Here is a 24,526-nt window from a genome sequence, read left to right on the forward strand (position 1 = left end):
CACCTTTAGCTTTGGCGGCGCTAAGCTCGCGCCGCATTGTTGCTGCGACGGCGGCGGTGTCCGCGCCGTCAACGAGCCACATACGCCCGCGCGGGGCGTAGTGGCGGTACTTCATCCCCGGCGCGCGGGGCGTTTTAGCGGCAAGCTCGGCTTCCGCTGCCGACTCGCCGCCTGCCGCCGGGGCAATCACTTCTACGCAGCGCAGCGCAGCGCGCAGCGCCTCGGCGGTGATGCCGCCAGGTCGCAGGATATGCAGAGCACCCTGCGACCATTCCACCACCGTCGACTCAAGTCCGACGCCGGCGGAACCCCCATCGACGATGCCGCCAATGCGGCCGTCGAGGTCTTCGCGCACATGCTCCGCGCGCGTTGGGCTAGGCTTGCCCGAGGAGTTCGCACTCGGGGCCGCAACAGGGCAGCCCGCGAGTCTGATCAGCTCGCGAGCAATCGGATGGTCGGGCATCCGCACCCCGACCGTCGACAACCCCGCAGTGACGAGCGGGGATAGTTTATTCGGCTGAACGGGCAGGATGACCGTTAGCGGACCTGGCCAGAACTGCGCGAGCAGTTGCTCAATTCGCTCATCCACCACACCGCTGATCCACTCATCTAACTGTGAGCGATCTGCAATGTGGACGATCAGCGGATTGTCAGAAGGGCGGCCTTTGGCTGCATAGATGCCTCGAACGGCTTCCGTCTGCGTCGCATCTGCACCGAGCCCATACACCGTCTCCGTCGGAAATGCGACTGTCTCCCCTGCACGCAGCATAGCTGCTGCTTCTTGAAGAGCTTCACGCAGTTGTTCTGGTGCTGGTAATTGATTAATTCCGATTGTCCAATGCTTTGTCATGTATGTCCACAACCTTATATTGATAAATGAAATGCCACAAGCGGACCCGTGTCCGCTTAAGCGTAAATATGATCAATGCGTTCGTTTCAACTTTATTCGCATGATGCGAGATAGGCTAGCCTATTTTGTCACCTAATGATTAGAAAATGCTCTTCACCCAATCCCAGATGAATGAACGGTATTCCGTTTTGTCCTCGGCAGCAGCTATCGACTTGTCTGTTTCAACACCGTTAGATGAATTGACGTCTACGCCTGCTTTTTGGGCAGATACGGCATCGACGAAGCATAACGGCGGGAACAGCACGCACCACCAATTCTGTCCATCGCCACCGCCAAGCGTAATGCGCAGTGCTTCATAATCACCTGCAGGGTATACCTTACCATTATAAACCTTCGCTGGAAAAGGTACATTCCCAAGCTCCACTTTGAAAGGATAATTCGCGTTATACGCTTTCAGTGTTTGTCCAACAACCTGCTGAATTCTTGGCAAATTCGCGTTAATCGTTACACGGGCGTCCTCCAAGTCGCGAGGTCCCATCGCCCATGCCGCCATTTCTTGCATGACCGCATCACGAACCTCACGTTTGACCCATTGATCCACCGCTGAATCTGAATTTGCTAATATGCGTAAACGAATCGCCTGATCCGGTATCGAAGCCCCACTAATCGCCGCATTCGTCCGATTCGTATCCCAAATAAACACTAATAGAATAAGTGCAAAAGTCACATAAAAAACGCTGCGCCATAAACTACTCTTCTCTTGCTTCCAACGCTGCTGATCCATTGCTCTAGCCCCTCTCTCCATCTCATAGTCCAAGTATGGACAAGAAACGAGAGGGCTAAACTAGCAATCTAGTATTTTTTTGAAATCTAGCAAATAGTGTGTGGAAGGGCTTGTGTGACGGAGGCACTGGTCGCAGTTAGCACTGATCGTGGTCGGCTCTGGTCGCCGTTGCCACTGCTCAGTACTGGTTGGCACTGGCTGATGCACTTGTTGGCTCTGAATAGCTCTGTTCGGCACTCCCATCCCGTGAAATAACGGATTTCTAGGTGCTTATTTGGCTGATATGTTGATTAGGCGACACAATAGCGGATTTTGAGGTACTTATTTCGGGTAATTGTAGATGAGTTGGGGCTGATGGAAGCTAATTAAGCACCTCATAATCCGTTATCTGAGCTGATCAACGCAAAAAGTAGGAAATAAGCACGTGAGAATCCGCTATTTTGCAGCGACGTGGTTAGAGTCGCATCGCCATGACTAGAGTGGCACCTATACGTCTGTGCATCTAGGCATCTAGCATTTACAGACAGCATCTGCCATAAGCATCAATGCCTCACGCACTCACTTCGATTTGCGCACCGCCATCACATGGCGGTCAATCCCTGCGAGGTCGCGAATCAAGCGAACCTCGTCCCATTCCGCGCAGCTGCGCAGCATGGCTGCGACTGCTTCCGCTTGCCCCATGCCGACCTCGAAGCCGACAATGGTCGGCTGCTTTGGCAGCTCGGCAAGCTGCGCGGTGATGCGGCGATAGAGGCCAAGCCCGTCCGCCTCATCGCCGATAAGCGCCAGGTGCGGCTCGTACAGCCGCACCTCAGGCTGCAGCGAGGGGATATCCCTCGCTGGAATATACGGTGGATTGCTGACCAGCACATCCACCGCGATCCGCCCCTCGATGAAGGGGCGGAGGAGGTCACCTTCAAGGAAGGTGACCCGATTTTGCACACCGCAGCGTACGGCGTTGCTACGGGCTATGGCAAGTGCCGCAGGCGAGATATCGCTTGCGTACACGCGCCAGTCGCTCCGATTGCAAGCCATGGCAATCGGAATCGCTCCGCTGCCTGTGCCGATATCGGCAAAGGTCAAGGGCGTACCGATTTTATCTGCCTCCTCAAGCACACTCTCCACTAACAGCTCCGTTTCGGGTCTTGGAATGAGGACACCTGGCTCAACATGAAGCGTTATGCCGTAGAAATCTGTCTCACCGATAATATATTGGACGGGTTCTCCATTTGCCTTGCGTTTAACAAGCGCATACCACTCTTCTTCACGCTCCGCTGGGAAAGAATCCTGCCAGCTTAGCAGCAACATACTCCGAGTCCAGCCAAGAAAATGCTGAAGCAGCAGTTCTGCACATACGGCTGCATCCTGCACCTCTTGCTCCTTTAAAAAAGAAGAAGCCTGAACATAGGCTTCTCTTATACTACGGCCTTGAAGGCCGTTTAGGGTCATCATGTTACGCTTGTTCTCCTTTTTCGAGCAGATCCGCTTGTGCAGCAATCGTTAGACTCGAAATGATTTCTTCCATATCACCATTAAGGACGGTATCAAGCTTGTGCAGTGTTAGTCCGATGCGGTGATCGGTTACACGGCTTTGCGGGAAATTGTACGTGCGAATGCGCTCGCTTCGGTCGCCTGTACCGACTTTGCTCTTGCGCTCACCTGCGATTTTCGCTTGTTCTTCTTGCTGAAAAATATCAAAAATACGCGCACGAAGAACTTGTAACGCCTTCGCTTTATTATCATTCTGCGATTTGCCATCCTGACATGTCGCAACGATACCTGTCGGTACGTGCGTTACGCGGACTGCAGATTTCGTCGTATTAACGGACTGACCGCCAGCACCGCTGGAGCAGAACGTATCTACACGAATATCGTTGTCTTTAATTTCAATATCCAAATCTTCAGCTTCTGGCATTACAACAACGGTTGATGTTGATGTATGAATACGTCCGCCAGACTCCGTTACTGGAATACGTTGAACACGATGCGCGCCGCTCTCAAACTTCAGCTTGGAGTATGCACCTTTACCTGCCACCATAAATACGATTTCCTTGAATCCGCCCAAATCGTTAAGGGATGCATCCAGGACCTCTGTACGCCAGCCTTGGGAATCAGCGTATCTGGTATACATTTTATAAAGATCGCCTGCGAACAATGCCGCTTCATCGCCACCCGCTGCGCCGCGAATCTCCACGATTACGTTCTTATCGTCGTTCGGATCCTTTGGCATCATGAGGATATTGATTCTTTCTTCCAGCTCGGTCTTGCGTCCGGACAATTCTTCAATCTCAAGCTTTACAAGCTCTTTCATTTCGTCATCCAGCTTCTCGCCTTGCATTTCCTTGGCAGCGGTCAAGCCTTGATGAACTTCTTTATACTCCATGTAAGCATCATAAGGTTCTTGAAGGTCAGATTGTTCCTTCGAATACTCACGAAGCTTCTTCGTATCATTCGTTACATCTGGATCACATAGCATCTCACTCAGCTTCTCATAGCGATCTGCAAGCGACTGTAAACGGTCTAGCATATGCCTCACCCCTTATTCAATTCTTATATTATAGTTCTATACGATTCAAAATTTGCATGCGGATAAGCCCGTAGGTCCAAAAAACGCACATACGAGCTCCAACTATCCTTCGCTAAACGTTGAATCTAAAATGCATAACGTCGCCGTCATTCACGACGTATTCTTTACCTTCTAGACGAAGCTGTCCACGCTCACGCGCAACAGCCATAGAACCAGCAGCAGCTAGATCATCATAGGAAACCACTTCTGCGCGAATAAATCCGCGTTCAAAATCCGTATGAATGACACCTGCAGCTTGCGGAGCCTTCATACCTTTACGAATCGTCCAAGCACGAACTTCTTGTACACCTGCTGTGAAGTAAGTGTATAGTCCAAGTAGCTTATACGCCGCTTTAATCAAGCGGTTCAGACCTGATTCTGACAAGCCAAGCTCTTCAATGAACATCGCTTTCTCTTCATCTGTTTCAAGCTCAGCAATTTCCATCTCCACACGTGCAGAGATTGGAACGACTTCAGCACCTTCTCCAGCTGCAAAATCGCGCACCATTTGAACATACGGATTGCCATCTGAATTAGCAGCTTCCGCTTCACTTACATTCGCTGCATATAGCACTGGCTTCATAGTTAATAAGTGCAGATCGCGAAGGATTAGCTTCTCTTCATCTGTAAGCTCAACACTGCGTGCTGGCTTATCGTTGTAAAGCGCTTCTTTCACTTTCTCCAAGCATTCGATCTCAGCGGCGTACTGCTTGTTGCCGCCTTTCATATTTTTACGGGAACGTTCAATCTTCTTCTCCACCGAATCCAAATCCGCCAAGATTAACTCCAGGTTGATGGTTTCGATATCGCCAAGCGGATCGACTTTACCCGATACATGTGTAATATTCTCATCGACAAAACAGCGTACCACGTGAACGATCGCATCCACTTCACGGATATGCGCCAAAAATTTATTACCCAAGCCTTCCCCTTTACTCGCGCCCTTCACAAGTCCAGCGATATCGACGAACTCAAAAGCTGTAGGTACAACACGGTTAGGCGTTACGATTTCAGTCAGCTTCTGCAGTCTTTCATCTGGCACTTCTACTACCCCTACATTCGGATCAATCGTACAGAAAGGATAGTTAGCCGATTCGGCGCCTGCTTGTGTGATTGCATTAAACAAAGTCGATTTGCCGACGTTCGGTAGGCCGACGATTCCTGCTTTTAAAGCCATGTGTGAGACACTCCTTAAATTATCTTAATGAACCAAAGGTTCGGTAAAACTCGCGGGGCAGATTACCCCCTCATGTTTACCACCCTACATTATATAATAAATTGGCCGCCAAAACAATGGAATTCCGCGGATCATGGGGTTAACTATTATTGGTACTTTTGTGCTTAAAATAATTCGATACCTGTATACGCAAAATAAATGCTCGTAAGGAAAATTCCTGCTCTTGCGATAGCTCAAGCATTTTGGCCCCATAGAACATACCGCCTTCTACTGGGGATTTGCGGATAATTTCAAGCAGCGCCCCAAAGGCGAAACCAATCTGGAGTTCACCTTCTATCCGAGAGTATGTTTTGAATTCCTGTGCATCCATCGGAACGATAAACCCTACGCCACCAAGTGAAATATCTGTCGTCTCAATAGGTATAGGAGAATCAAACTCAAGGCTAGACTTACTAGCAGTGGACTGATGTATACGATGAAGATTACCGATCTGGCGTGCATCTACACGAGGATACTGTCGTTTATCCAAAAATCTGCTCTGTATGTTTGGAGGGACAAGAATAATGACCGATCCAAAACCCTTGGCAACAACCGTAGATTCAAAATTGAGAATGCCAATTGGAGAGTAAATAATCACTTTGAGTGGGTCACCCAAATGGAAGAGATCCCATTCTGAAATTTCAACTTCTGCTATATCGCCTTCTATATACGTAATAGCCCCTGTGGATACAAAATGCTTCTTCTCCAGAACGGTCCTGGCCTCAATTAAATTAGCAAATGCGCTGCTGACAGACGTAGCTGAAGATGTCGTATTTTTCGGATGATAGGAATTAACGGAGTCCATTATTATTAGCCACCTTTGCATGCATCTTTATACCAACTAAATATTTTTAGTATATATACTTTCGTGAAAACTTCAATAACTCTTGTATCAACGAACATGATAAAAACCACAACATTCTTGCCTGTATCAACCAGTTTATTCTAAAATAAATGTAGATATCCACAAAGTTATCAACTTATCCACAAGATTGTGCACAATTTATTAACAAGAATGCTTGTTCTAGTGCGTTATCCACATGTTGATGAACAATTCAAAGGAGGAATGGCCTGTGGAAAACCACATCATGTGGATGAAAGAAGCGATTGCTGAAGCCCGCAAAGCAGAGGAGCTTGGCGAGGTTCCCATCGGTGCAGTGATTGTGAAGAACGGTGAAATCATTGGACGTGGTCACAATTTGCGTGAAACCACAATGGACCCTACTGCACATGCTGAAATGGTTGCAATCAAGCAAGCTAGCGAATATCTTAATGCATGGAGACTTCTGGATTGCACCCTGTATGTTACGCTTGAACCATGCCCGATGTGTGCAGGAGCAATCGTACAATCGAGAGTGCCGCTCGTCGTCTTCGGAACTACTGATCCAAAGGCAGGATGCGCAGGTACACTCATGAACCTTCTACAAGAGGATCGTTTTAATCATCGTGTAGAGGTGATAAGTGATGTCCTGCAAGAAGAATGCGGATCGATGTTAACCCAATTTTTTCGTAAATTAAGAAGTAAAGGGTAAAATAAATAGCAAGGAGGTTATACGTATGAAACCTATTAATCCCATGTGGAACAGATTGCATATCGTGCTTGAATTCTTCGTTATGCTCGGATTTATACTTGGGCTCATTCCGTTTATGTATGCCTGGGTAGCTGGCTGGATCATTCCGCTAACCGTTATTAGCGTTATTTTCTCCATTGTTCTAAGTAACGGAACCGTTCTGCTGACGTTTGGGAATGTCGTGATGTCTATCTTAAGCGTTATCCCAATTATTGGCTATATACCTCGAATTATCGGATTAATTATCTCAATAATTAACATGTTAGTAATAAGTAGTCGAAATCGAACCTACTAAATTTAGATCGACGCATAATGAATGAGTTCACCCTTGTATCTATCAATCCTAGTTAACTACTTATTCTTCTGTTGTTTTCTCAATCTCGTCGCATATAATGAAATCAATAGTGCCTAAAGGAAATTATTTCCTTTAGGCTCGAATGAAAGAGAGGCGAGAGGATCGATGGGTGAACAAGAGGTTCAAATCAAACCATGGCAAAAGATAGCCTATAGCAGCGGTAATTTTCCTGTTAATCTGATGGCACAAATGTTTGCAACGTATATCGTCTTCTATTATGTTGATCATCTAGGTGTTAAGCCTGCATTAATTGGACTTGCGATGGTGATTCACGGAATCTTCGGTGCGATTCTGAATCCACTGATCGGTTATTTATCGGATAATACACGCTCCAAGTGGGGACGAAGAGTCCCGTATATTACCTTTGGTATCATTCCGCTAGCTGCTTCATTCACTTTAGTCTGGATCCCGCTTGGTCCAAGCGCAAATCTATTCTGGTATTTTCTGATCATCGTTCTACTCTATGATATTTTCTACATTCTCGTGGTGCTTAATTGGACTTCTTTGTTTCCTGAGATGTTCACCAAGCTTAAAGATCGTACATCCGTATCCTCCTGGCGCCAAATGATAGGCATTATCGGTATGATTATCGGTGTTGCCTTACCTCCGATCATCTACGGTCAGATTGGCTGGACGGCTATGGGGATTCTTTTTGGCTGCTTATGTCTCATCTTCTTCGCGATCTCTATACTTGGCTCCAAAGAACCTAAGCATGAACGACCTGCCGCACATTCGATTTCTTTCTTATCCTCACTTCGTTATACGTTCACGAACAAAGCCTTTGTTACATACGTCCTCGGCAGCTTCTTCGTTCAGCTAACTTTTGCGCTCCTACCCGCCGCAATTCCGTTCTTTACGAAGTATGTATTGCTGAATAAGGACGATACGTTCAATACCATTATGCTGGGGACGATTTTTGTTATCGCGATGCCAATGGTCTATGTATGGGGCAGACTTACCAACAAGTGGGGGACTCGCAAGACAATTATGACAGCTGCTGCGCTCTACATGATCTCGCTTATTCCTTTTGCTTTCGTGACAGGTTCAATCAGTGCCATCGTTACAACTGCATGCGTCGGACTATGCCTGGCAGGGCTCATCGTACTGCTCGATGTCCTGATTGCCGAAATCGTAGACGATGACGAGACACGAACAGGCGAACGGCGCGAAGGCATGTACTATGGGATGAACGGCTTTATCATGCGTTGGGGCGTATCCCTGCAAGCTGTTATTATGAGTGGAATTCTGGAGGGAACTGGCTACTCAGCCGATATCGCGGTTCAACCTGACGCAACGGTGTTCGGTATTCGGATGATGCTTAGCGGCATTCCTGTCGTTTGTTTATTGTTTGGTTTGCTCTTCTATTACTTCTATCCATTAGGTCGAAGCGAGAGTAAATCTTCTAACATTACGGTATCTAAGTAAATACAAGTGGATCTAAGATTAGCAAACCGCCATTAACCGAGAACGGGTATGGCGGTTTTGTTGTCTAAATATTCAATTATTAATATAAATTCATTGTAGGAAATGATCGAACTTTGTTGAATTAAAATATAGCACTAGTATATTTGGTAAAGAAATGAGGACTATTCCCCTATGACGATGATAACACGTATATGCAGAACGTCAGCAGCCTGTGCTGCCATTACAATGCTAGCCGTATCACTCTACACCGTGCCCGCACAAGCCAGCAAAGCTGATGCTGTACAAGCAAGCCGTTCGACGGTAGCGGTTAATGGCAAGAACTATACTTTCGACTACATCACTGTTGATCTATCCGATCCTCGGGTTCGTGTAGGACCCGTTATTGCCCAAGGCGGGATCGGACATGTAGAGAAGCTCTCTTCCATGGTCAAGCGGACAGAGGCAGTAGCTGCAATCAACGGCACCTACTTTGATGCCTATAACAAAGATACGACCAAGCAATATCCTTATGGACTGCTGCTCGATAATGGCGAAGTGCTTAAAGGTGGGCAGAACCAGTCTCTCATTATCCAGACGAATCGCAAAGCTTCGATTGAACAAGCAAGTATAGGCGTATCCTTTAGTGTGACACCGCAAAACAAAGGGGCACGTTCTTATAACTTTTCACCATGGGCAGTTAACGTCTACTATGGTGATCAAACAGAGGGACAGGTTGTCTGCTTTACACCTAGCTACGGTACATCAATTTCCTATCCGAATGCGACCTATATCCTTGTAGAAGACGGCCGCATTACGCAGATTGTCAATCAAGCAGAAGCGGTGATTCCAAGGAACGGTTACGTCATTTATGTTCAAGGCAAGAATGACTATATTCTCAATAATGTGCATGTAGGCGATACTATTACGATGAATAGATCCATGAGTGGCGATCATGGCCAAATGAGTTCACAAGACTGGATAGCTGCAATTGGCGTTGGACCGAAGCTGATTACCAAAGGTAAAGTCGATATTGACCATAAGCGTGACGGATTTACCGAAGCGAAAATAACGACGAATGCAGCAGGTCGCAGCTTTGTCGGTATTGACGGCAAGGATCGCCTCGTTCTAGGCGTGTTCCCTGCGGTAACGTTACAAGATATGGCTGAAGCACTGCTTAGCTTCGGGCTCGTTGAAGCGATGAATATGGATGGCGGCGCCAGCTCTGGCCTCTATTATAACAATACGATGAAACGCACGCCGGGTCGTGAATTAAGCAATGCGTTGGTCGTTCAATATATGGACAATCCACAGGTTCAATTGACGGTTAATGGACAATTCGTTCACGAATTCCGTGGATTTACAGAAGATGGTGCTACGATGGTGCCATTCCGTGGGATCTTCGAGCGTATTCAAGCTAATTTCACATGGGACGCAGCCAAGCAGCAGATTACCGCATCCAGAGGCGGGGCGGAGCTTGTACTTACAATTGGCAGCCCGATCGCTACTCTAAATGGTGAGTCCGTTACCATGCCCAAAGCTCCTGAACTGCGCGATGGCTGGACGTATATCCCGCTTCGTTTCGTTACAGAGAAGCTGGGCGCTAAGCTCGATTGGAATCCTGAATTGTATCAGGCAACGATAACAATGGAATAGCCATTCATTAGAGGACGATAAAGTGATTCAAGCAACTAGGATCACTTTATTGTCTTTTTATATGTAATTAATAATTTTAATAATCAGTTAACTTAACGATGACACTGGCTTTACACGCGAGGATTACACTTGACTTAAATAGGCAAGGGAGGTTGATCACTCTGCGTACCTTTAGGAATTGGCGCGAAATTAGCTTAGCTTATACGTTGCTGGCACCATCTATTATTCTCTTTACCATTTTCTTATTCTACCCGATGTTCAAATCGTTGTATCTGAGCTTGCATCTAACCGACCCTCGCGGAAACGTCGCTTTATTTGTTGGACTGAATAATTTCAAAGAAATATTCAGCTCCCCGGCTTTTTACCAAAGTCTTAAAATCACCCTGTTATTTATGCTTCTAACCGTCCCAACTGTAATTCTTCTCGCACTCCTATTAGCTGCCTTCACTCATCACCAAGCAAGAGGCATGAAGCTATTTCAATGGATCTACTCTTTGCCAGTTATTCTATCAGTCGGTACGAGTTCGGTCATTTGGGCTATGCTCTACCACCCTAGCACTGGCATTCTCAATCATATCCTGCACCTCGTTGGTATTGATCCTATATTCTGGTTAACCGATCCAGCGTGGGCGCTAATTTCCGTATCCATTATGACGATTTGGATGAATTTGGGCTTTACTTATATCGTAATTTTGGGTGGACTGAAAGGAATTCCGTCTGAAATTCTAGAGAGTGCTCGATTGGATGGCGCAGGGGGATGGCGTATATTTATCACGATTTGTATTCCACTGTTATCACCCGCCTTGTTCTTTGTCACAATTATTTCGATCATCGGGTCCTTCCAAGCTTTTGGCCAAATCAAAATTCTAACCAAAGGCGGTCCTGCTCAAGCAACCGATGTCATCGTGAATTCGATCTACCAAGATGCGTTCGTTAACTTTCAATTCGGCTCAGGCAGTGCCAAAGCACTTGTCCTGTTCGCAATCATTCTTCTGCTTACCTTCATTCAATTTCGATTTATCGAAAGGAAGGTCCACTATCAATGAACCATACTGCTCTTAAGACACTTCACTACTTGCTGCTAACATTATGTGCAATCGCGATCCTATTCCCTTTGTTCTTTACGATCTCATCGTCTTTTATGACACCTGAAGAGGCTAATAGCTATCCGCCTCAATTCTTACCAAATGGGCTTTATTTCGATAATTTTGTCACTGTACTCCACGTGGTACCAATTGGCCGATTCATCATGAATACGTTCATCATGTCCAGTCTGATCACGGTAGGACAACTGGTTCTAGCTTCATCCGCAGCCTATGCCTTCTCACATCTGCGCTTTCCAGGAAAGTCATTCTGGTTTGCCGTCTTCATGTCGACGATGATGATTCCGTGGGAAGTCACGATTATCCCAAATTATCTAACGATCAAATCTTGGGACTGGCTCGATTCCTTCCAAGCTCTGACACTACCATTTATCGCGACTGCATTTGGGACATTTCTGTTACGACAATTTTTCCTGCAGCTGCCTCATGACTTATTCGATGCTGCCAAAATTGACGGCTGCGGACTGGTCCGAAGCTTCATTAAATTTGTCATTCCCTTATCGCTTCCAGCACTGGGGATGCTAGGCATCTATGCTTTCTTGAATGCATGGAACATGTACCTATGGCCACTGCTCGTAACGAATAGCGATATGATGCGAACCGTACAGATTGGCATCTCCATGCTTCAATTTGAAGAGTTTACCTCATGGAATCTTGTTCTTGCTGGTGTAACGCTAGTGCTGCTCCCATCGTTCATTATCCTGATCTTCGGCTTAAAACAGCTAGTCCAAGGCATTACAGCTGGCGCGCTGAAAGGTTAATAAGGATCATTCGGTCTGCTAATTGCTAGCAGTGCCTTCATATAGACATGATCAAACCAAATACGATTAAGGAGTGGAAGAATTTGAACAAGAAATATGCAAAAAGTTGGGTCTTATCTGCTGCGGCATTCATGATGGTATTATCCGCTTGTGGTCAAACTGCTCAAACAAGAAACTCAGCTGCAGCTGGAACGACTAGCAGCAGCCAGCCTACTGGCGTCCCATCGCCAGAGACCAAAAAAGAAACGCCAAGCGGTGAAGTGACGAAAGTCGTCTGGTGGCATTCAATGGGCGGTGAACTTGGCAAAGCGATTGATCAATTAGTCGCAAACTTTAATAGCTCTCATAAGGACATTCAAGTTGAAGCGATCTTCCAAGGTACATACGACGAAAGCCTGAACAAAATGAAAGCATCCCTCGACTCCAAAAGCGGTCCTACGATGATCCAAGTCTATGAAATTGGTTCCCGCTTCATGATCGATTCCAAAGCGATCACACCTATGCAGAAATTCATCGATCAAGATAAGTTTGATCTGACACAGCTTGAGGAGAATATACTCAGCTACTACACTTTTGACGGTCAACTGTATTCCATCCCATTTAATACATCGAATCCAATTATGTATTACAATAAGACGCTTTTCAAAAAAGCAGGACTTGATCCTGAAAAGCCGCCCGCAACTTACGATGAAGTTACTGCAGCTGCCAAAGCACTGTCCAAAGATGGCGTAACGGGTGCATCGTTCGCTCTATATGGCTGGTTCATGGAGCAATTTTTCGCTAACCAAGGCGCTGAATATGTGAACAATGGCAACGGTCGCACATCTAGCGCAACGGAATCACTCGCGAATACGGAAGCTGGTATTCAAACACTCGCTTGGATGAAACAAATGGTTGATGATAAAGTCGCGCTTAACCTTGGACGTAAGACCGATGATACGAAGAAAGCTTTTGTCGCGGGTCAAGTCGCAATTACCTTGGATTCAACCGCTTCCCTTCGTGGAATCGTGGATGCTGTAGGTGATAAATTCGAAGTCGGAACCGCATTCTTGCCTAAACCAGCTAATGCGAAAGAAGGCGGCGTAGTTGTCGGAGGCGCAAGCTTGTACATGATGAACAACCGCCCAGAAGCAGAGCAGAAAGCCGCTTGGGAATTCATCAAATTCCTTGCAATGCCAGAGCAGCAAGCATTCTGGAATACGAAGACTGGCTATTTCCCGATTACAAAGAAAGCCTATGATCAGCCAGCCGTTCAAGAGAATATGAAGAAGTTCCCGCAATTCCAAACTGCCGTTAATCAGCTTCATGCAACCAAAGTCAGCAAAGCAACACAAGGTGCTGTTATGGGGGTATTCCCTGAAGCTCGTCAAATCATGGAAGGCGCTATGGAAGAAGTAATAACAGGGCTTAAGTCACCAAAAGATGCCTTGGATGCAGCAGCTAGCAATATTACGAAGAAGATTGAGGTTTATAATAAAACCGTTGCGAAATAAACTTCGTGCATATAACAATTGCCCAAAAAGGAAGACGCTTTGGTCGCACATTCGTGCTACTTCAGCGTCTTTCTTCGTTATCCTTATGAGCGTGGCGTATCCCACCACTTATAATAAATCGTAACCTGCCCGGTAGGACTTGTCGTTTTTGGAGCAATGACTAGCTTTTTGCCACTCACGAGCAGTTCAGCTTCTTTCTTATTCTTCACTGCAGCATCTACCTTCGCCAGCAGATCATTATCTGCCTTAAATCCATACAAATTCAAGACATCAATGAGCATACCACGCTGCTGTTTATCCGTTATATCCGTGATTGAAACTCCGCTAAACGCTTTGATTTGCTGCTCGAACTCAACAGATACTGCGTAATCGGTCTGTCCTAGCTGCTCAGACTTCGTCATTACGATTTTACTGTTGCCATCATCATAGATTCGGTAGCCATCATATTTCGCAAATACCTTCTGACGTATCACCATATGCATTTCATCACGGAATACATCCCATCCTGTTGGCAGCTTAGGCAGTTTCTCTGCTGACGTTGGCTCAACTGGACGCTCATACAGATTCGTCATCCCATGGTTCACTAGATTGCGAATAAGCTGAAGTGCTTCTGCACGTGTAATTGTGTCATATCCCATAAAGCTATGAACGGTATTCTCACCAGGAATACGTCCTAACGCATATTTCTTACCGAGTACATATTGAATCGCTTGATCATCGTTATAATTAACACCATCCGCACTCGATACAAGCTCAGCGACATGCTGACGGGTGATGAACTTGCCACGCAGTTCAATATCCGCATAACCGTTTACAGGATAGTTTCTAAAATGAAGCAGATTATAATATTTATCCGACCAACGTTCCGCAATAAATGTATTCTCCAAATCCTTGCCTGTTATGCCAACAATCAGCATACGGATAAATTCCGCTTCCGTAACGTTCTGATTCGGCATGAATGTGCCATTGCCGTACCCTGTTGCAATACCTTTGGTTACACCCCATTCAATCGTCGTCTTCGCCCAATGATTATCGGTATCGCGAAAAACAACCTCTGCAGATGCAGTCCCTGCTCCTAATGTTAAAGATGCTGCTAGCAGCAGTGATGTGCACATTTTATGTAGTTTAAGCATCCTAATTCCCCCTATTTCTCATTGCCAAACCTAATTCTAACGAGGGCTTTTCCAATCGGTCAAGCAACTAGAAGTTGATCTGCCAAAGATAGGACTATTTGTCCAATCCTGCGAGAACAAATTGCGTATCTTAAGGACTACAAGCAGGTATGTAGACATATCGCATATACCTAACTAGCAAATGAATTAGTTCAATATTACAATAAGGATAAATGACCTGAAATGAGGAATCCCGATTGACTCATCCTTATGTGCTAGCTTTGCAAGCTTATATAGAACCCCATCGTAATCCTGAACAAGCCGAGCCGATGGCAAAGTATATGAAGAATCTATTTCCCTATCTCGGAATCAAAACACCTGAACGGGAGGCGCTCTTTCGTGGATTCACGAAGGTTCATGGATTACCTGACGTAACCGAGCTTGACAAAATCGTACGTGAGCTGTGGCTGCTGCCAGAGCGAGAATATGCGTACATAGCGATGAATCTGCTGAATAAACGCCTTAAGCTGCTAGGAAGTGAACAAGCAGATTTGTTAGAATACCTTATCGTTACACGCTCATGGTGGGATACCGTTGATTTGCTTGCAGGACAAGTAGCAGGCAGCCTATTCACCCGTTACCCCGAACTCATCGACCGTTATGCGGAAAGCTGGATTGTAGCTGATAACATGTGGCTGCAGCGCGCAGCAATCCTATTTCAGCTTAAATATAAGAATCGAACAGACGAAGAACGCCTATTCCGTTATATCAAGCATTGTCTCTCCTCCAAAGAGTTTTTTATTCAGAAAAGTATCGGTTGGGCTCTACGCGAATACGCCAAAACAGAGCCTGAACGAGTGCGGCAATTTGTCGCTGAAACTCCGCTTCCTGCGTTAAGTAAGCGGGAAGCATTGAAACATTTGTAGAGGGATTTGAATTCAAGCAAAAAAGCCAGCATGGATAACAAATCCAATGCTAGCTTTGTGAGTATCATATAATAATGGCGGCCCCGAGAGGAATCGAACCTCCGACCTGCGGTTTAGGAAACCGTCGCTCTATCCCCTGAGCTACGGAGCCACAACAGTCATTATACCATAGACTTGAGATCGAGCCAAAAAGAAAGTTGCGAATTCATTAGCAATAAGAAAAAAAACCACCCCGTCGGAGTGGTTTCAATTATGGCTCTATTGGTTGCTATAACCTCGTAAACAAAGAATGCACGATGAAAGATTGTCGGATATCTTTCTAGCAGTTCTTAGTACAAGAATGATCTAGTGATGATAACCAATAGAATGAATAATACTAAAATTGCACCTGTGGAAGTAAACATTCCGCCGTATCCTACTTCTCCCATACGATGGCCCCCCTTTCCTCTAACTAGTAGTATAATATGTAATCATAGAGATTTTGATTGGATGAATAGCCTTATAGACAAAGAAAGAGCCTCAGGAGATCCTGTGGCTCTTTCACATCTATATAAATAGTGGGGGCTAGTAAAGTTAAGTATAGGGGCATTAGCTTAAAACAACTTTATTTTAACATTAAAGAAACTTAAATCTTATGCTACACTTAACCGAAAGAGCTAAGGAGGGATTGTGAGCGATGCGTACCATTTTACTTACTGGATTTGATCCATTTGGTGGGGAAACCACGAATCCAGCACTTGAAGCAGTGATGAAGCTGCATCATCAGTTAATCGCAGAGCATACCATTATTTCTCGCGTTGTACCTACGGTGTTTGGGGAAGCAAAAGAGGTACTCATGAAGGCTATTGATGAGCTTAAGCCACAATTCATTATCTGTGTAGGACAAGCTGGAGGCAGACCGGATATTACGGTTGAACGAATTGCGATTAATAAAGATGATGCCCGTATTCCAGATAACAAAGGCAATCAGCCGATTGATACAGAAGTCGTGCCAGACGGTCCTGTTGGGTACTGGTCGACACTTCCGATTAAAGCGATTGTGCATGCAATCAAGCAGAATGGGATTCCAAGCTCAATTTCGAACACAGCAGGAACCTTTGTATGCAATCATCTATTTTATCATTTAATGCACTATCTGAAGCAGCACAATAACGAAGTTCGTGGCGGATTTATCCATATCCCTTTCTTACCCGCACAAGCAGCAGCACGGCCAAATCATCCAAGTATGGAACTCGATACGATTGTCAGGGCACTGCATATTGCAATTCAAGCAACGATCGAGCATCCAATTGATATCATTGAAGGCGGGGGAACAACTCACTAGTTGTTCCTATTCTTCCATCCTATATATGCATATGTTTCCCCGCTTCATTCCAAGACACGGCATAGCCTTGACCTTTGGCACAAAAAATCGAAGAAGACGTATACTCAGGATCAGCATTCTTGTTATAACCTTTTCTCTGTACGACCTCTTCTGGATTATGACAACGATCATAACCACCAAATACAAGACTAATCGTACCTCTGCCTTGCGTAAAAGAGGCTAGCACCACACTATAATTCATAAAAGTAGCTACAGGCACCCTTCCCGTAACGGTCGCCTTATCCCCTGCTACTTCTGGCGCATTGAATTGACCACACGCCTGCTGTACATCCGATAGCACTCTGCCGATATGATCGAGGTTAACTTTAATTTTAAAATCATAGTAAGGCTCGAGCAGTATATTCTCCACTTGTTCCAAGCCCTGTCTCAGTGCCCGATAGGTTGCTTCGCGAAAATCACCTCCATATGTGTGTTTAATATGCGCACTGCCTTTGACAAGTGTAATCTTCATATCGGTAACAGGCGAACCCGTTAATAAGCCATGATGATCTCTTTCCAGTACATGCTGCTGAACCAAGTTCTGATAATTAACCGTCAGCACATCGGGATGACATTCATTTGCGAAAATAACCCCACTATCCCGTTCACCAGGCTCAAGCTTCAAATGCACTTCAGCATAATGCTTCAGCGGTTCAAAATGCCCGCAACCATACACAACAGACGCAATTGTTTCTTTATATAAAATTTCAGGCTCATCGAATTGAACCCTATAGCCAAATCGTTCTTTAACTACTCGTTCAAGCACCTCTAATTGAATAATCCCCATGACATGGATATGAATTTCTTGCAATTGCTCATTCCACATCACATGTAACGACGGATCTTCCGCATCCAAAATACGAAAGCATCGCAGCATATCCTTATCGCTAATCGCAGCATCATAAATAACCTTCGACTGTAAGGTAGGCACTAGCTCGTAAGTTGCCTTCTCCGTTAATGTCCCTAAGCCGTCACCCGTTGCGGCAACCGACAAGCCTGTTACAGCAAATAAGTCTCCTGCACTGACATGTTCTACAGGCTGCAATCGGTTTCCGTTCACTAAGCGAATATGCGTTACCTTCTCAGAACGTCGATCCTCACCGTCTCCGTATGCTATTTCTTCTCGAACCTGAAGTGAACCACTGAGCGCTTTGATATAAGTCACGCGTGTCGAATCTTATAGACGATACCTGCAAATGGAGCTTTACTTTCATACTTCGTTATCGTCAATTGATCCAGAGCATCTATGAAATCTGTAACTCCTAGATTGTGCAGTGCAGATCCCGACGAACAAATAAATAGCTTACCCTCTTGGATTAATCTACGCATGGTATCAAGCCAAAGCTCGGCATTATATCCTTGATCCATATAGTGCATGAGCAATGTTTCATCCCGCTCCGCAATAAACTCAATTAGCTCGTCAGGCATGGATTCCGATAAGGGTGCATTCCATTCGTATACATCTTGTGATAATTCAGACCGAATCTCGGTTAGTACACGGGTTGCATCTGCGCCTGTGCGATCGATTTTATTGATAAAGAGAAATGTTGGTACCTGATGCTTTCTAAGTAGTTGCCAGACCGTTTCCGTATGACCCTCTATGCCCTCAACGGCGCTAAGAATCAAAATAGCGTAATCCATTACCTGAATAGCTCGTTCCATTTCGGCTGAGAAGTCGACATGCCCAGGTGTGTCGATTAAATAATAAGTATTGCCGTGGAGGCTCATTATCGCCTGATCAGCGAATACGGTAATACCTCTTTCTTTTTCAATATCATGACTGTCGAGAAAAGCATCCTGATGATCTACACGCCCCAAGTGCCCAATGCTCTTCGTATAATAAAGTACCTGCTCCGCAAAAGTTGTTTTCCCCGCATCCACATGAGCAAAGAGTCCAATTGTTTTCTTCATGCCACACCTCCGAGAAGAAACGGCTTCACCGTCCTTAAAGACGGGTGCGTTTCTTAAGAAAAAAACCGCCGAAATGGATTTTCGACGGTTTCATTATCTTCCATTATTTCATCGGACTGACATCGATGGTAATCGGTCCATTAGGATTAGACTTAATCTCCTGAATAATCTTATCCCCTTGTTCCTGCCACAGCTTTAAGGCCTCACGAGGTGATGTTTTACCTAGCATAACATCTTGTAATCGATTGCGTCCAGCGTCCATCACCATGCCTATATTCGGCATCGTTCGATAGAATTTAGAGTAATCATTTTCAGAGAATGAAGAAGGCTTGACATTGTAGAAGGCTTCAATGTGGTAATCCAGTCCATCTTTTGGCTTGATATAGGATTTGCGTGCTGGCAATTGATACGAGCTATTTGATTTCAGCTTCGCCCACTCAGGACTATTTACGAATTTGATGAATTTCCATGCATCTTCTACATTCGTTGCTTTCGTGTTAATTCCCATAAGGCCTGCGATGTTTATCCCTGCTACAACACCTGGATGTTCAGGATGACTCGGCAATGTCACAACATCCCAATCAATCGGTGAATAGTTCTTAATATCGCTCGCATGCTTATTTACATCAATTAAATTGGCAATTTGATAATAATTATATACCGTCATACCCAAGCGACCCGACATGAATAAATCATAGGCGAATGGTCCTTCTTCGTCTGGGTTGCTTTGGAAATTATCGGGATTGTTCGGATCCATAACAGGCATCATAGCCTTCTGCTGTTGCAAATCAACGAATTTCTTCCAAACTCGCTCCCAATCATCTGAATCAACTGTCATTTTATCCCCTGTTTCATTCAGGTAACGCAATCCTAACGGTGATGTGTAGGTATTCATATCATAGAAAGGATCGCTCCAACGACTGGTGTTAAAAGAGAAACCATAAATCGGCTTATTACCCTCTGGCTTGGAAATACGTGAAGCTAAAGCAAACATATCATCCCATGTCATATTATCTGTTGGCGGCTCCACACCTGCGTCTGTAAATATCTTTTTATTATAAATCAGTGCTGTAGAGTTAAAGAGTGGCGCCAATGCATAGGTTTTGCCGTCCGAGCTTAGGCTCTTAATCCCGTCATAAACGGCAGGCACGTAATCGGTTGTATCGAATTTATCTTCTGCAATTTTGCTGTCTAGTGGAGATAATAAGTTCTTCTCCAATAGCGCAGACATTTGATCATAGTTCATCATAACGATGTCTGGCGGATTATCGCCTTCCATCAACTCCTGCATTTTCACAAAAGGATCTTTGAACTCCTTAGGAGGCTCATTGGTGGCTCTAGGGCCATAATAGCTATAACGCTCTGAATCATCCCCTGTTGGAATAATTTCGATTTTGATATTCGGATTGTTAAACTCAAAAATATCCGTAAACTGCTGGCGGAAATATTCATCATCTCCTGTGTAACCATTGCTTGTTGCAATACGCAGTACACGTTCTTTCTTATCTTCACTTTTAGCTCCCATGGAGCAAGCTGTAAGGAGTGGCGCAATCATCACTGCAGTTAAAGCAAGCGAGATTAACTTCTTACCTTTCATTCCTATTTCCCCCTCTAAATCGATGTGTATAGTTATCTTACAATGAAGCTGTTAATCCGTATTATTCGGCGGTTTAATTAGGATCTTCTCGCCATCGAACTCCAATGTTGCTTTGTTCGTTATATTCAAGGTTTCAAGTATATGTCTTGGAACCTGCAATCTGCCTACACGATCGAGTACGACATATTCTTCGTGAGCACTATTCAAACTACTTCGCTCGAATCCAGCAAGCGGATCATCCAAATGCTGATTTCGCTTAATAAACTCGGTGCTTGTTAGACCATCTCGAATCGCGACCACACGGTCAACTTTACCTGCAAGAGCCAAATCATGCGTAACAATAACAATGGTTACTTTAAGCTCTGTATTCAGTCTGCGAAAAATATCCATGATCATGTCAGAGGTCTGCGAATCTACTGAACCTGTTGGCTCATCGGCAAGCAGCATCTGTGGACGGTTTGCCAGTGAGATCGCAATGGCGACACGCTGCTGTTCTCCCCCAGATAACTGTTGAAGCTTATTGTTCATTCGCTCCTTTAGCCCCACCCATTCAAGCAGTTGCTTGGCATACGGCCGATCTATCTTGCCGCTAAGCAGCATCGGCATCTCGACATTCTCTAGCGCAGTTAAATACGGAAGCAAGTTACGCGCATTGTTCTGCCAGATGAATCCAACCGTATTTCGTTTATACTCCACCAACTGATCATCGGTTACTTTCAGTAGATCCCATTCTCCTACGCGCACTTGCCCTGCAGAGGGGCGGTCAAGACCGCCCAAAATGTTCAGCAAGGTAGATTTACCGCTTCCGCTGTTACCGATAATCGCCATCATCTCGCCAGGCTTAACACTAATGTTCAGACCTTGCAAGGCAACAACTTCGATATCATCGGTCTTATAGATCTTCACTAAGCCTTCGCATTCAATCATCCCTTACCGCTCCTCTCCAAGTTTGATAGCTTGATGCACGCGCAAGCGACGAATATGCACAAACAATAGACTTGCACCCGTAATCATCATGACGATGATGACAATGTACAATTGAAGCGTATCCTTCGCTTCGAAAATAATGCGGAACGGAGGAACCTGCTGCTTAACGTTTTCCGCCGTTTGCAGGAATGGCAGGAACAGTAGACTGACTAATCGTCCTACACCAATTCCAATCGCAATCGCCAGACCGCCTGTCAAGATTTGCTCAAGCAGCAGCATACCTGTAAGCTGCTTCCGCTTTAGTCCCATTGCACGAAGTACACCAAACTGAACAATGCGGCTTAGCAGGTTGAAGTACCAATATAATAAATATCCAATCAATGAAATAAGTACAGATACAAGGAAGCCTAAGCTCAAGATTCCGAAAACACCACCACGAGATGGATGCTTGCTCTGTCTCGCAAGCTCACTTTTCACGTCTTTGACTGAACCGAGTATAACACCCTTATCCTGCAATTCGGTCATCATCGGACCTACTAAAGCGTCATCCTTGATTTTTAACCAAATCTGATAAGGAATCACAGGCATTTGATCATAAATGTATTCCAAATTCGTAATGAAGAATGGTTTGTCATCAGGATACTCACTTGGCCAATACGGCAGCGTAGCTACAATGACGAACTCGAGCGATTGCTGATTGATCGAAATGGTAATCATATCGTTCTGTTTCAATCCATACTTTTCTGCAAAAGAGGTCGGAATAATAACTGCTTGCTCGTACATCCCTAACAGATTCAAATATTTGAATGGATGCACAGGGAATAAATCATTACGGAACCAGGCAACTTGCGCAAATTGATCATTGTCGATTCCCATTACTTCACCTGTACCAAGCGACTTGCCAGCAGCAACTGCACTTCCTTTGGTTCTTAATACACGTGCTGCATGTTCAACGCCTTCTAAATCGGTGAACACCTGAAATCTTGGCTCAATGAAGCGAACTTTACGTGGCGGTTCATTACCTGGCTGACCACCGCCGCCACCATTGCCGCCACCGCCATTACCTCCTCCATTGCCACCATTACCACCATTACCCCCGCCGTTTCCGCCCCCATTAGGATTAGGATTCGGATTCGGCTTGCCTTTACCTTCGCCTGTCGGAACATCATCGCTTACGCTTTCCCATCCTAGCTCCATGATGACATCCGTACCATAGTTGTACAGTGTCCGTTCAGTAGAGTTCAGATCAAGGGTTCTAGCAGCTGAAGCATTGTAGACACCGAGTCCGATCGTTAGCGTCAGGAGCAGCATAAGTGGGTAATACGATTTGCTGCTTCGTGAAAGTTGCGTCAATGTTAAATACATGGATACAGGCAGCACTTTCTTACCGATCCAGCTTAATAGCTTCAGAATCCAAGGGAATACCCGCAAGAAGAACATCCCAAGCGCAAATATCGCTAATGCTGGCACGAAGAAGAGCACAGGTTGAACCTGCATTTGATCGGTTGTTAGCCCCGTTTGCTGCGATAGCAACTGTTGACTGTTAAATAAATACCAGCCATAAGCTACAAGTCCGAGCAATACGATATCGAGGAACCATCTTTGCCAGAATGGCTTACGATCTGTACGAGCCTGTTTCTGCTTATTGCCTACAATGGAGCTGCGAGCATACATAATGGCAGGTATGACTGTTGCAATAATCGCCAGCAGAACCGCACCCAGACCATATAAAGCAGCATCGATCGTAAAGCCGACTGGAATTGATTTACGATCAACGAATGTTAGGAATCCATTCGCCGAGCCAATACTCTTGGCCACGAACCACCCAAGCGCTGGACCAATGATCATCGCAATTGCCCCGAGTATGATTCCTTCGAGCAAATAAATCCAAATGATCTGATTCGTGCTTCCACCTCTTGATCGAATCACGGCAATGTCCGTTCTCTGACGATCAAGCGATTGTCGGGCATTCATGACAATGTAGTACAGAACCATGCCAAGAATCGGTGCAGCAAGCGTAAATAACATGAGCTGCAGCTGGATTCCTTGTGTCTTGAATTCACTGAGAAGTCCAAGGAACGATTGATCTACCTTCGTATCCTTTAGAATCGAGAATAGATTCATGTCTAATCTGGTCAGCGTTCTTTCTAATGAAGGAATTTGACTCGTTTGAATTTCCTTCAAGTCGAAAGCATAGTACCAGTTAGCGAGATTAAGAGGAATTTGGCTCTTATCAAGCAATTGATCCATAAACATCGGTTCACTAACGACAAGAGTCGATAATAGACCCTCAAAGCCTTGGAACCAATACGGATCCTGCTCATCAAGAGGCTTAATCTTCCCGACAATCTTAACTTGGAGCGGTTTCATGCCAGATACAGCTGAAATTGGATAGTTATAGACATCGCCTACATGCATGTCTAATCGAAACATCGCTTCTTCAAGCACGATAACTTCGACCATTCCATCCGTTAATTGATCACTAGGCCATTTACCACTCGCCAATTCCACCTTGTCTTTAAGACCGCTAAAGGCGGCTATAGACATTTGGCGACGCTTGCTGCCATCAGTTGTAGATGGATCAACAGGGGTGATCGTCGCACCACGCAAGGAAAGAGCGCGAGCATAAGTTTGTTGTGCAAATGTAATATCTTGAGGAATTTCCTCGCGTATGTATCGATCCACATCGTTAAAAGCGTCCATATCGGCTCGTACTGAGCCTGTCGCTTGATAACGCATTAACAATGAGCCTGGCGGCATCCCGCTTTCAGTTTGTTCCAGAGTCTTGGCTACGACTCTCTTAAGCGCCCCGTCCGCATACATGGGGATACTCGTCGTGAATGCCACAGCCACAATAAGCCCAAGTAACGTACTGATTGTCAGCCAGCGGGTCTTCCACATTTTCCGATAAAGAAACCGCAGCATCAACATAAT

The 24,526-nt window shown here is 45.4% G+C and carries 20 protein-coding genes, 1 tRNA gene and 1 pseudogene; 9 read left to right on the forward strand and 13 right to left on the reverse strand.

The window, feature by feature from the left end; translation table 11 throughout:
- From E0485_RS22660 to E0485_RS22685, 6 genes are all read right to left on the reverse strand, one after another.
- Positions 1-850: L-threonylcarbamoyladenylate synthase (locus E0485_RS22660; RefSeq protein WP_132420338.1), on the reverse strand; the 850-nt coding region annotated here is incomplete at its 3' end.
- Positions 851-989: 139 nt separating this feature from the next.
- Complete coding sequence (spoIIR, locus tag E0485_RS22665) at positions 990-1,634, reverse strand: stage II sporulation protein R (RefSeq protein ID WP_132420339.1); 645 nt, start codon at positions 1,632-1,634, stop codon at positions 990-992.
- 558 nt (positions 1,635-2,192) lie between these two features.
- On the reverse strand, positions 2,193-3,086 hold the full coding sequence (gene prmC / locus E0485_RS22670) for a peptide chain release factor N(5)-glutamine methyltransferase (protein ID WP_132420340.1): 894 nt from the start codon (positions 3,084-3,086) through the stop codon (positions 2,193-2,195).
- A gap of 1 nt (position 3,087) precedes the next feature.
- Entirely contained in the window at positions 3,088-4,161 is a 1,074-nt protein-coding gene (gene prfA / locus E0485_RS22675; protein ID WP_132420341.1) for a peptide chain release factor 1, read from the reverse strand.
- Positions 4,162-4,273: 112 nt separating this feature from the next.
- Entirely contained in the window at positions 4,274-5,377 is a 1,104-nt protein-coding gene (ychF, locus tag E0485_RS22680) for a redox-regulated ATPase YchF (RefSeq protein WP_132420342.1), read from the reverse strand.
- Between the two features lie 139 nt (positions 5,378-5,516).
- Positions 5,517-6,221 carry a PilZ domain-containing protein gene (locus tag E0485_RS22685; protein ID WP_165921269.1) on the reverse strand — a complete coding sequence of 235 codons (705 nt, stop codon included), beginning with the start codon at positions 6,219-6,221 and terminating at the stop codon, positions 5,517-5,519.
- A 283-nt stretch (positions 6,222-6,504) separates the two neighbouring features.
- Between E0485_RS22685 and tadA the strand changes: the two genes are divergently transcribed.
- The 7 genes from tadA (at position 6,505) to E0485_RS22720 (ending at position 13,756) form a co-directional block, all read left to right on the forward strand.
- Positions 6,505-6,948 (forward strand): tRNA adenosine(34) deaminase TadA, encoded by a 444-nt coding sequence (gene tadA / locus E0485_RS22690; protein ID WP_407944874.1) that lies wholly within the window; start codon positions 6,505-6,507, stop codon positions 6,946-6,948.
- Positions 6,949-6,973: 25 nt separating this feature from the next.
- Entirely contained in the window at positions 6,974-7,282 is a 309-nt protein-coding gene (locus E0485_RS22695; protein WP_132420344.1) for a hypothetical protein, read from the forward strand.
- A gap of 165 nt (positions 7,283-7,447) precedes the next feature.
- Positions 7,448-8,767 carry an MFS transporter gene (locus tag E0485_RS22700; RefSeq protein ID WP_132420345.1) on the forward strand — a complete coding sequence of 440 codons (1,320 nt, stop codon included), beginning with the start codon at positions 7,448-7,450 and terminating at the stop codon, positions 8,765-8,767.
- A gap of 171 nt (positions 8,768-8,938) precedes the next feature.
- Positions 8,939-10,399, forward strand: coding sequence for a stalk domain-containing protein (locus E0485_RS22705; protein ID WP_132420346.1), 1,461 nt, complete (start codon positions 8,939-8,941; stop codon positions 10,397-10,399).
- A 152-nt stretch (positions 10,400-10,551) separates the two neighbouring features.
- On the forward strand, positions 10,552-11,445 hold the full coding sequence (locus E0485_RS22710) for a carbohydrate ABC transporter permease (protein WP_235857681.1): 894 nt from the start codon (positions 10,552-10,554) through the stop codon (positions 11,443-11,445).
- On the forward strand, positions 11,442-12,263 hold the full coding sequence (locus E0485_RS22715) for a carbohydrate ABC transporter permease (RefSeq protein WP_132420348.1): 822 nt from the start codon (positions 11,442-11,444) through the stop codon (positions 12,261-12,263). Before E0485_RS22710 ends, E0485_RS22715 begins: the two co-directional genes overlap by 4 nt.
- An 83-nt stretch (positions 12,264-12,346) precedes the next feature.
- Positions 12,347-13,756 (forward strand): ABC transporter substrate-binding protein, encoded by a 1,410-nt coding sequence (locus E0485_RS22720; RefSeq protein WP_407944873.1) that lies wholly within the window; start codon positions 12,347-12,349, stop codon positions 13,754-13,756.
- An 83-nt stretch (positions 13,757-13,839) separates the two neighbouring features.
- Here the strand turns inward: E0485_RS22720 and E0485_RS22725 are convergent, their stop codons facing one another.
- Positions 13,840-14,889, reverse strand: a complete 1,050-nt coding sequence (locus E0485_RS22725; RefSeq protein WP_132420349.1) for an S-layer homology domain-containing protein — start codon at positions 14,887-14,889, stop codon at positions 13,840-13,842.
- 236 nt (positions 14,890-15,125) lie between these two features.
- Here E0485_RS22725 and E0485_RS22730 point away from each other — a divergent pair, with 236 nt between their 5' ends.
- Entirely contained in the window at positions 15,126-15,794 is a 669-nt protein-coding gene (locus E0485_RS22730) for a DNA alkylation repair protein (RefSeq protein ID WP_235857682.1), read from the forward strand.
- A 75-nt stretch (positions 15,795-15,869) separates the two neighbouring features.
- Here the strand turns inward: E0485_RS22730 and E0485_RS22735 are convergent.
- A tRNA-Arg gene (locus tag E0485_RS22735) sits at positions 15,870-15,945 on the reverse strand.
- Between the two features lie 178 nt (positions 15,946-16,123).
- Positions 16,124-16,222, reverse strand: coding sequence for a YjcZ family sporulation protein (locus E0485_RS25365; protein ID WP_207911040.1), 99 nt, complete (start codon positions 16,220-16,222; stop codon positions 16,124-16,126).
- A gap of 248 nt (positions 16,223-16,470) precedes the next feature.
- On the opposite strand from E0485_RS25365, the gene pcp reads away from it, so the two are divergent.
- The gene (gene pcp, locus E0485_RS22740) at positions 16,471-17,118 is read left to right on the forward strand and encodes a pyroglutamyl-peptidase I (protein WP_132420350.1); all 648 of its coding nucleotides are present in this window, start codon (positions 16,471-16,473) and stop codon (positions 17,116-17,118) included.
- A gap of 19 nt (positions 17,119-17,137) precedes the next feature.
- Here pcp and E0485_RS22745 read toward each other — a convergent pair.
- From E0485_RS22745 to E0485_RS22760, 4 genes and pseudogenes are all read right to left on the reverse strand, one after another.
- Positions 17,138-19,068 (reverse strand): annotated as a pseudogene (locus E0485_RS22745) (GTP-binding protein).
- A 103-nt stretch (positions 19,069-19,171) separates the two neighbouring features.
- A complete protein-coding gene (locus tag E0485_RS22750) occupies positions 19,172-20,665 on the reverse strand; it encodes an ABC transporter substrate-binding protein (protein WP_132420351.1) in 1,494 nt (497 codons plus the stop codon).
- A 51-nt stretch (positions 20,666-20,716) separates the two neighbouring features.
- Positions 20,717-21,592, reverse strand: coding sequence for an ABC transporter ATP-binding protein (locus E0485_RS22755; RefSeq protein ID WP_132420352.1), 876 nt, complete (start codon positions 21,590-21,592; stop codon positions 20,717-20,719).
- Positions 21,593-21,595: 3 nt separating this feature from the next.
- Complete coding sequence (locus E0485_RS22760; protein ID WP_132420353.1) at positions 21,596-24,523, reverse strand: ABC transporter permease; 2,928 nt, start codon at positions 24,521-24,523, stop codon at positions 21,596-21,598.
- Between the last annotated feature and the right edge of the window lie 3 nt (positions 24,524-24,526).

This window comes from Paenibacillus albiflavus, assembly GCF_004344915.1.
Lineage (GTDB): Bacteria > Bacillota > Bacilli > Paenibacillales > NBRC-103111 > Paenibacillus_AM > Paenibacillus_AM albiflavus.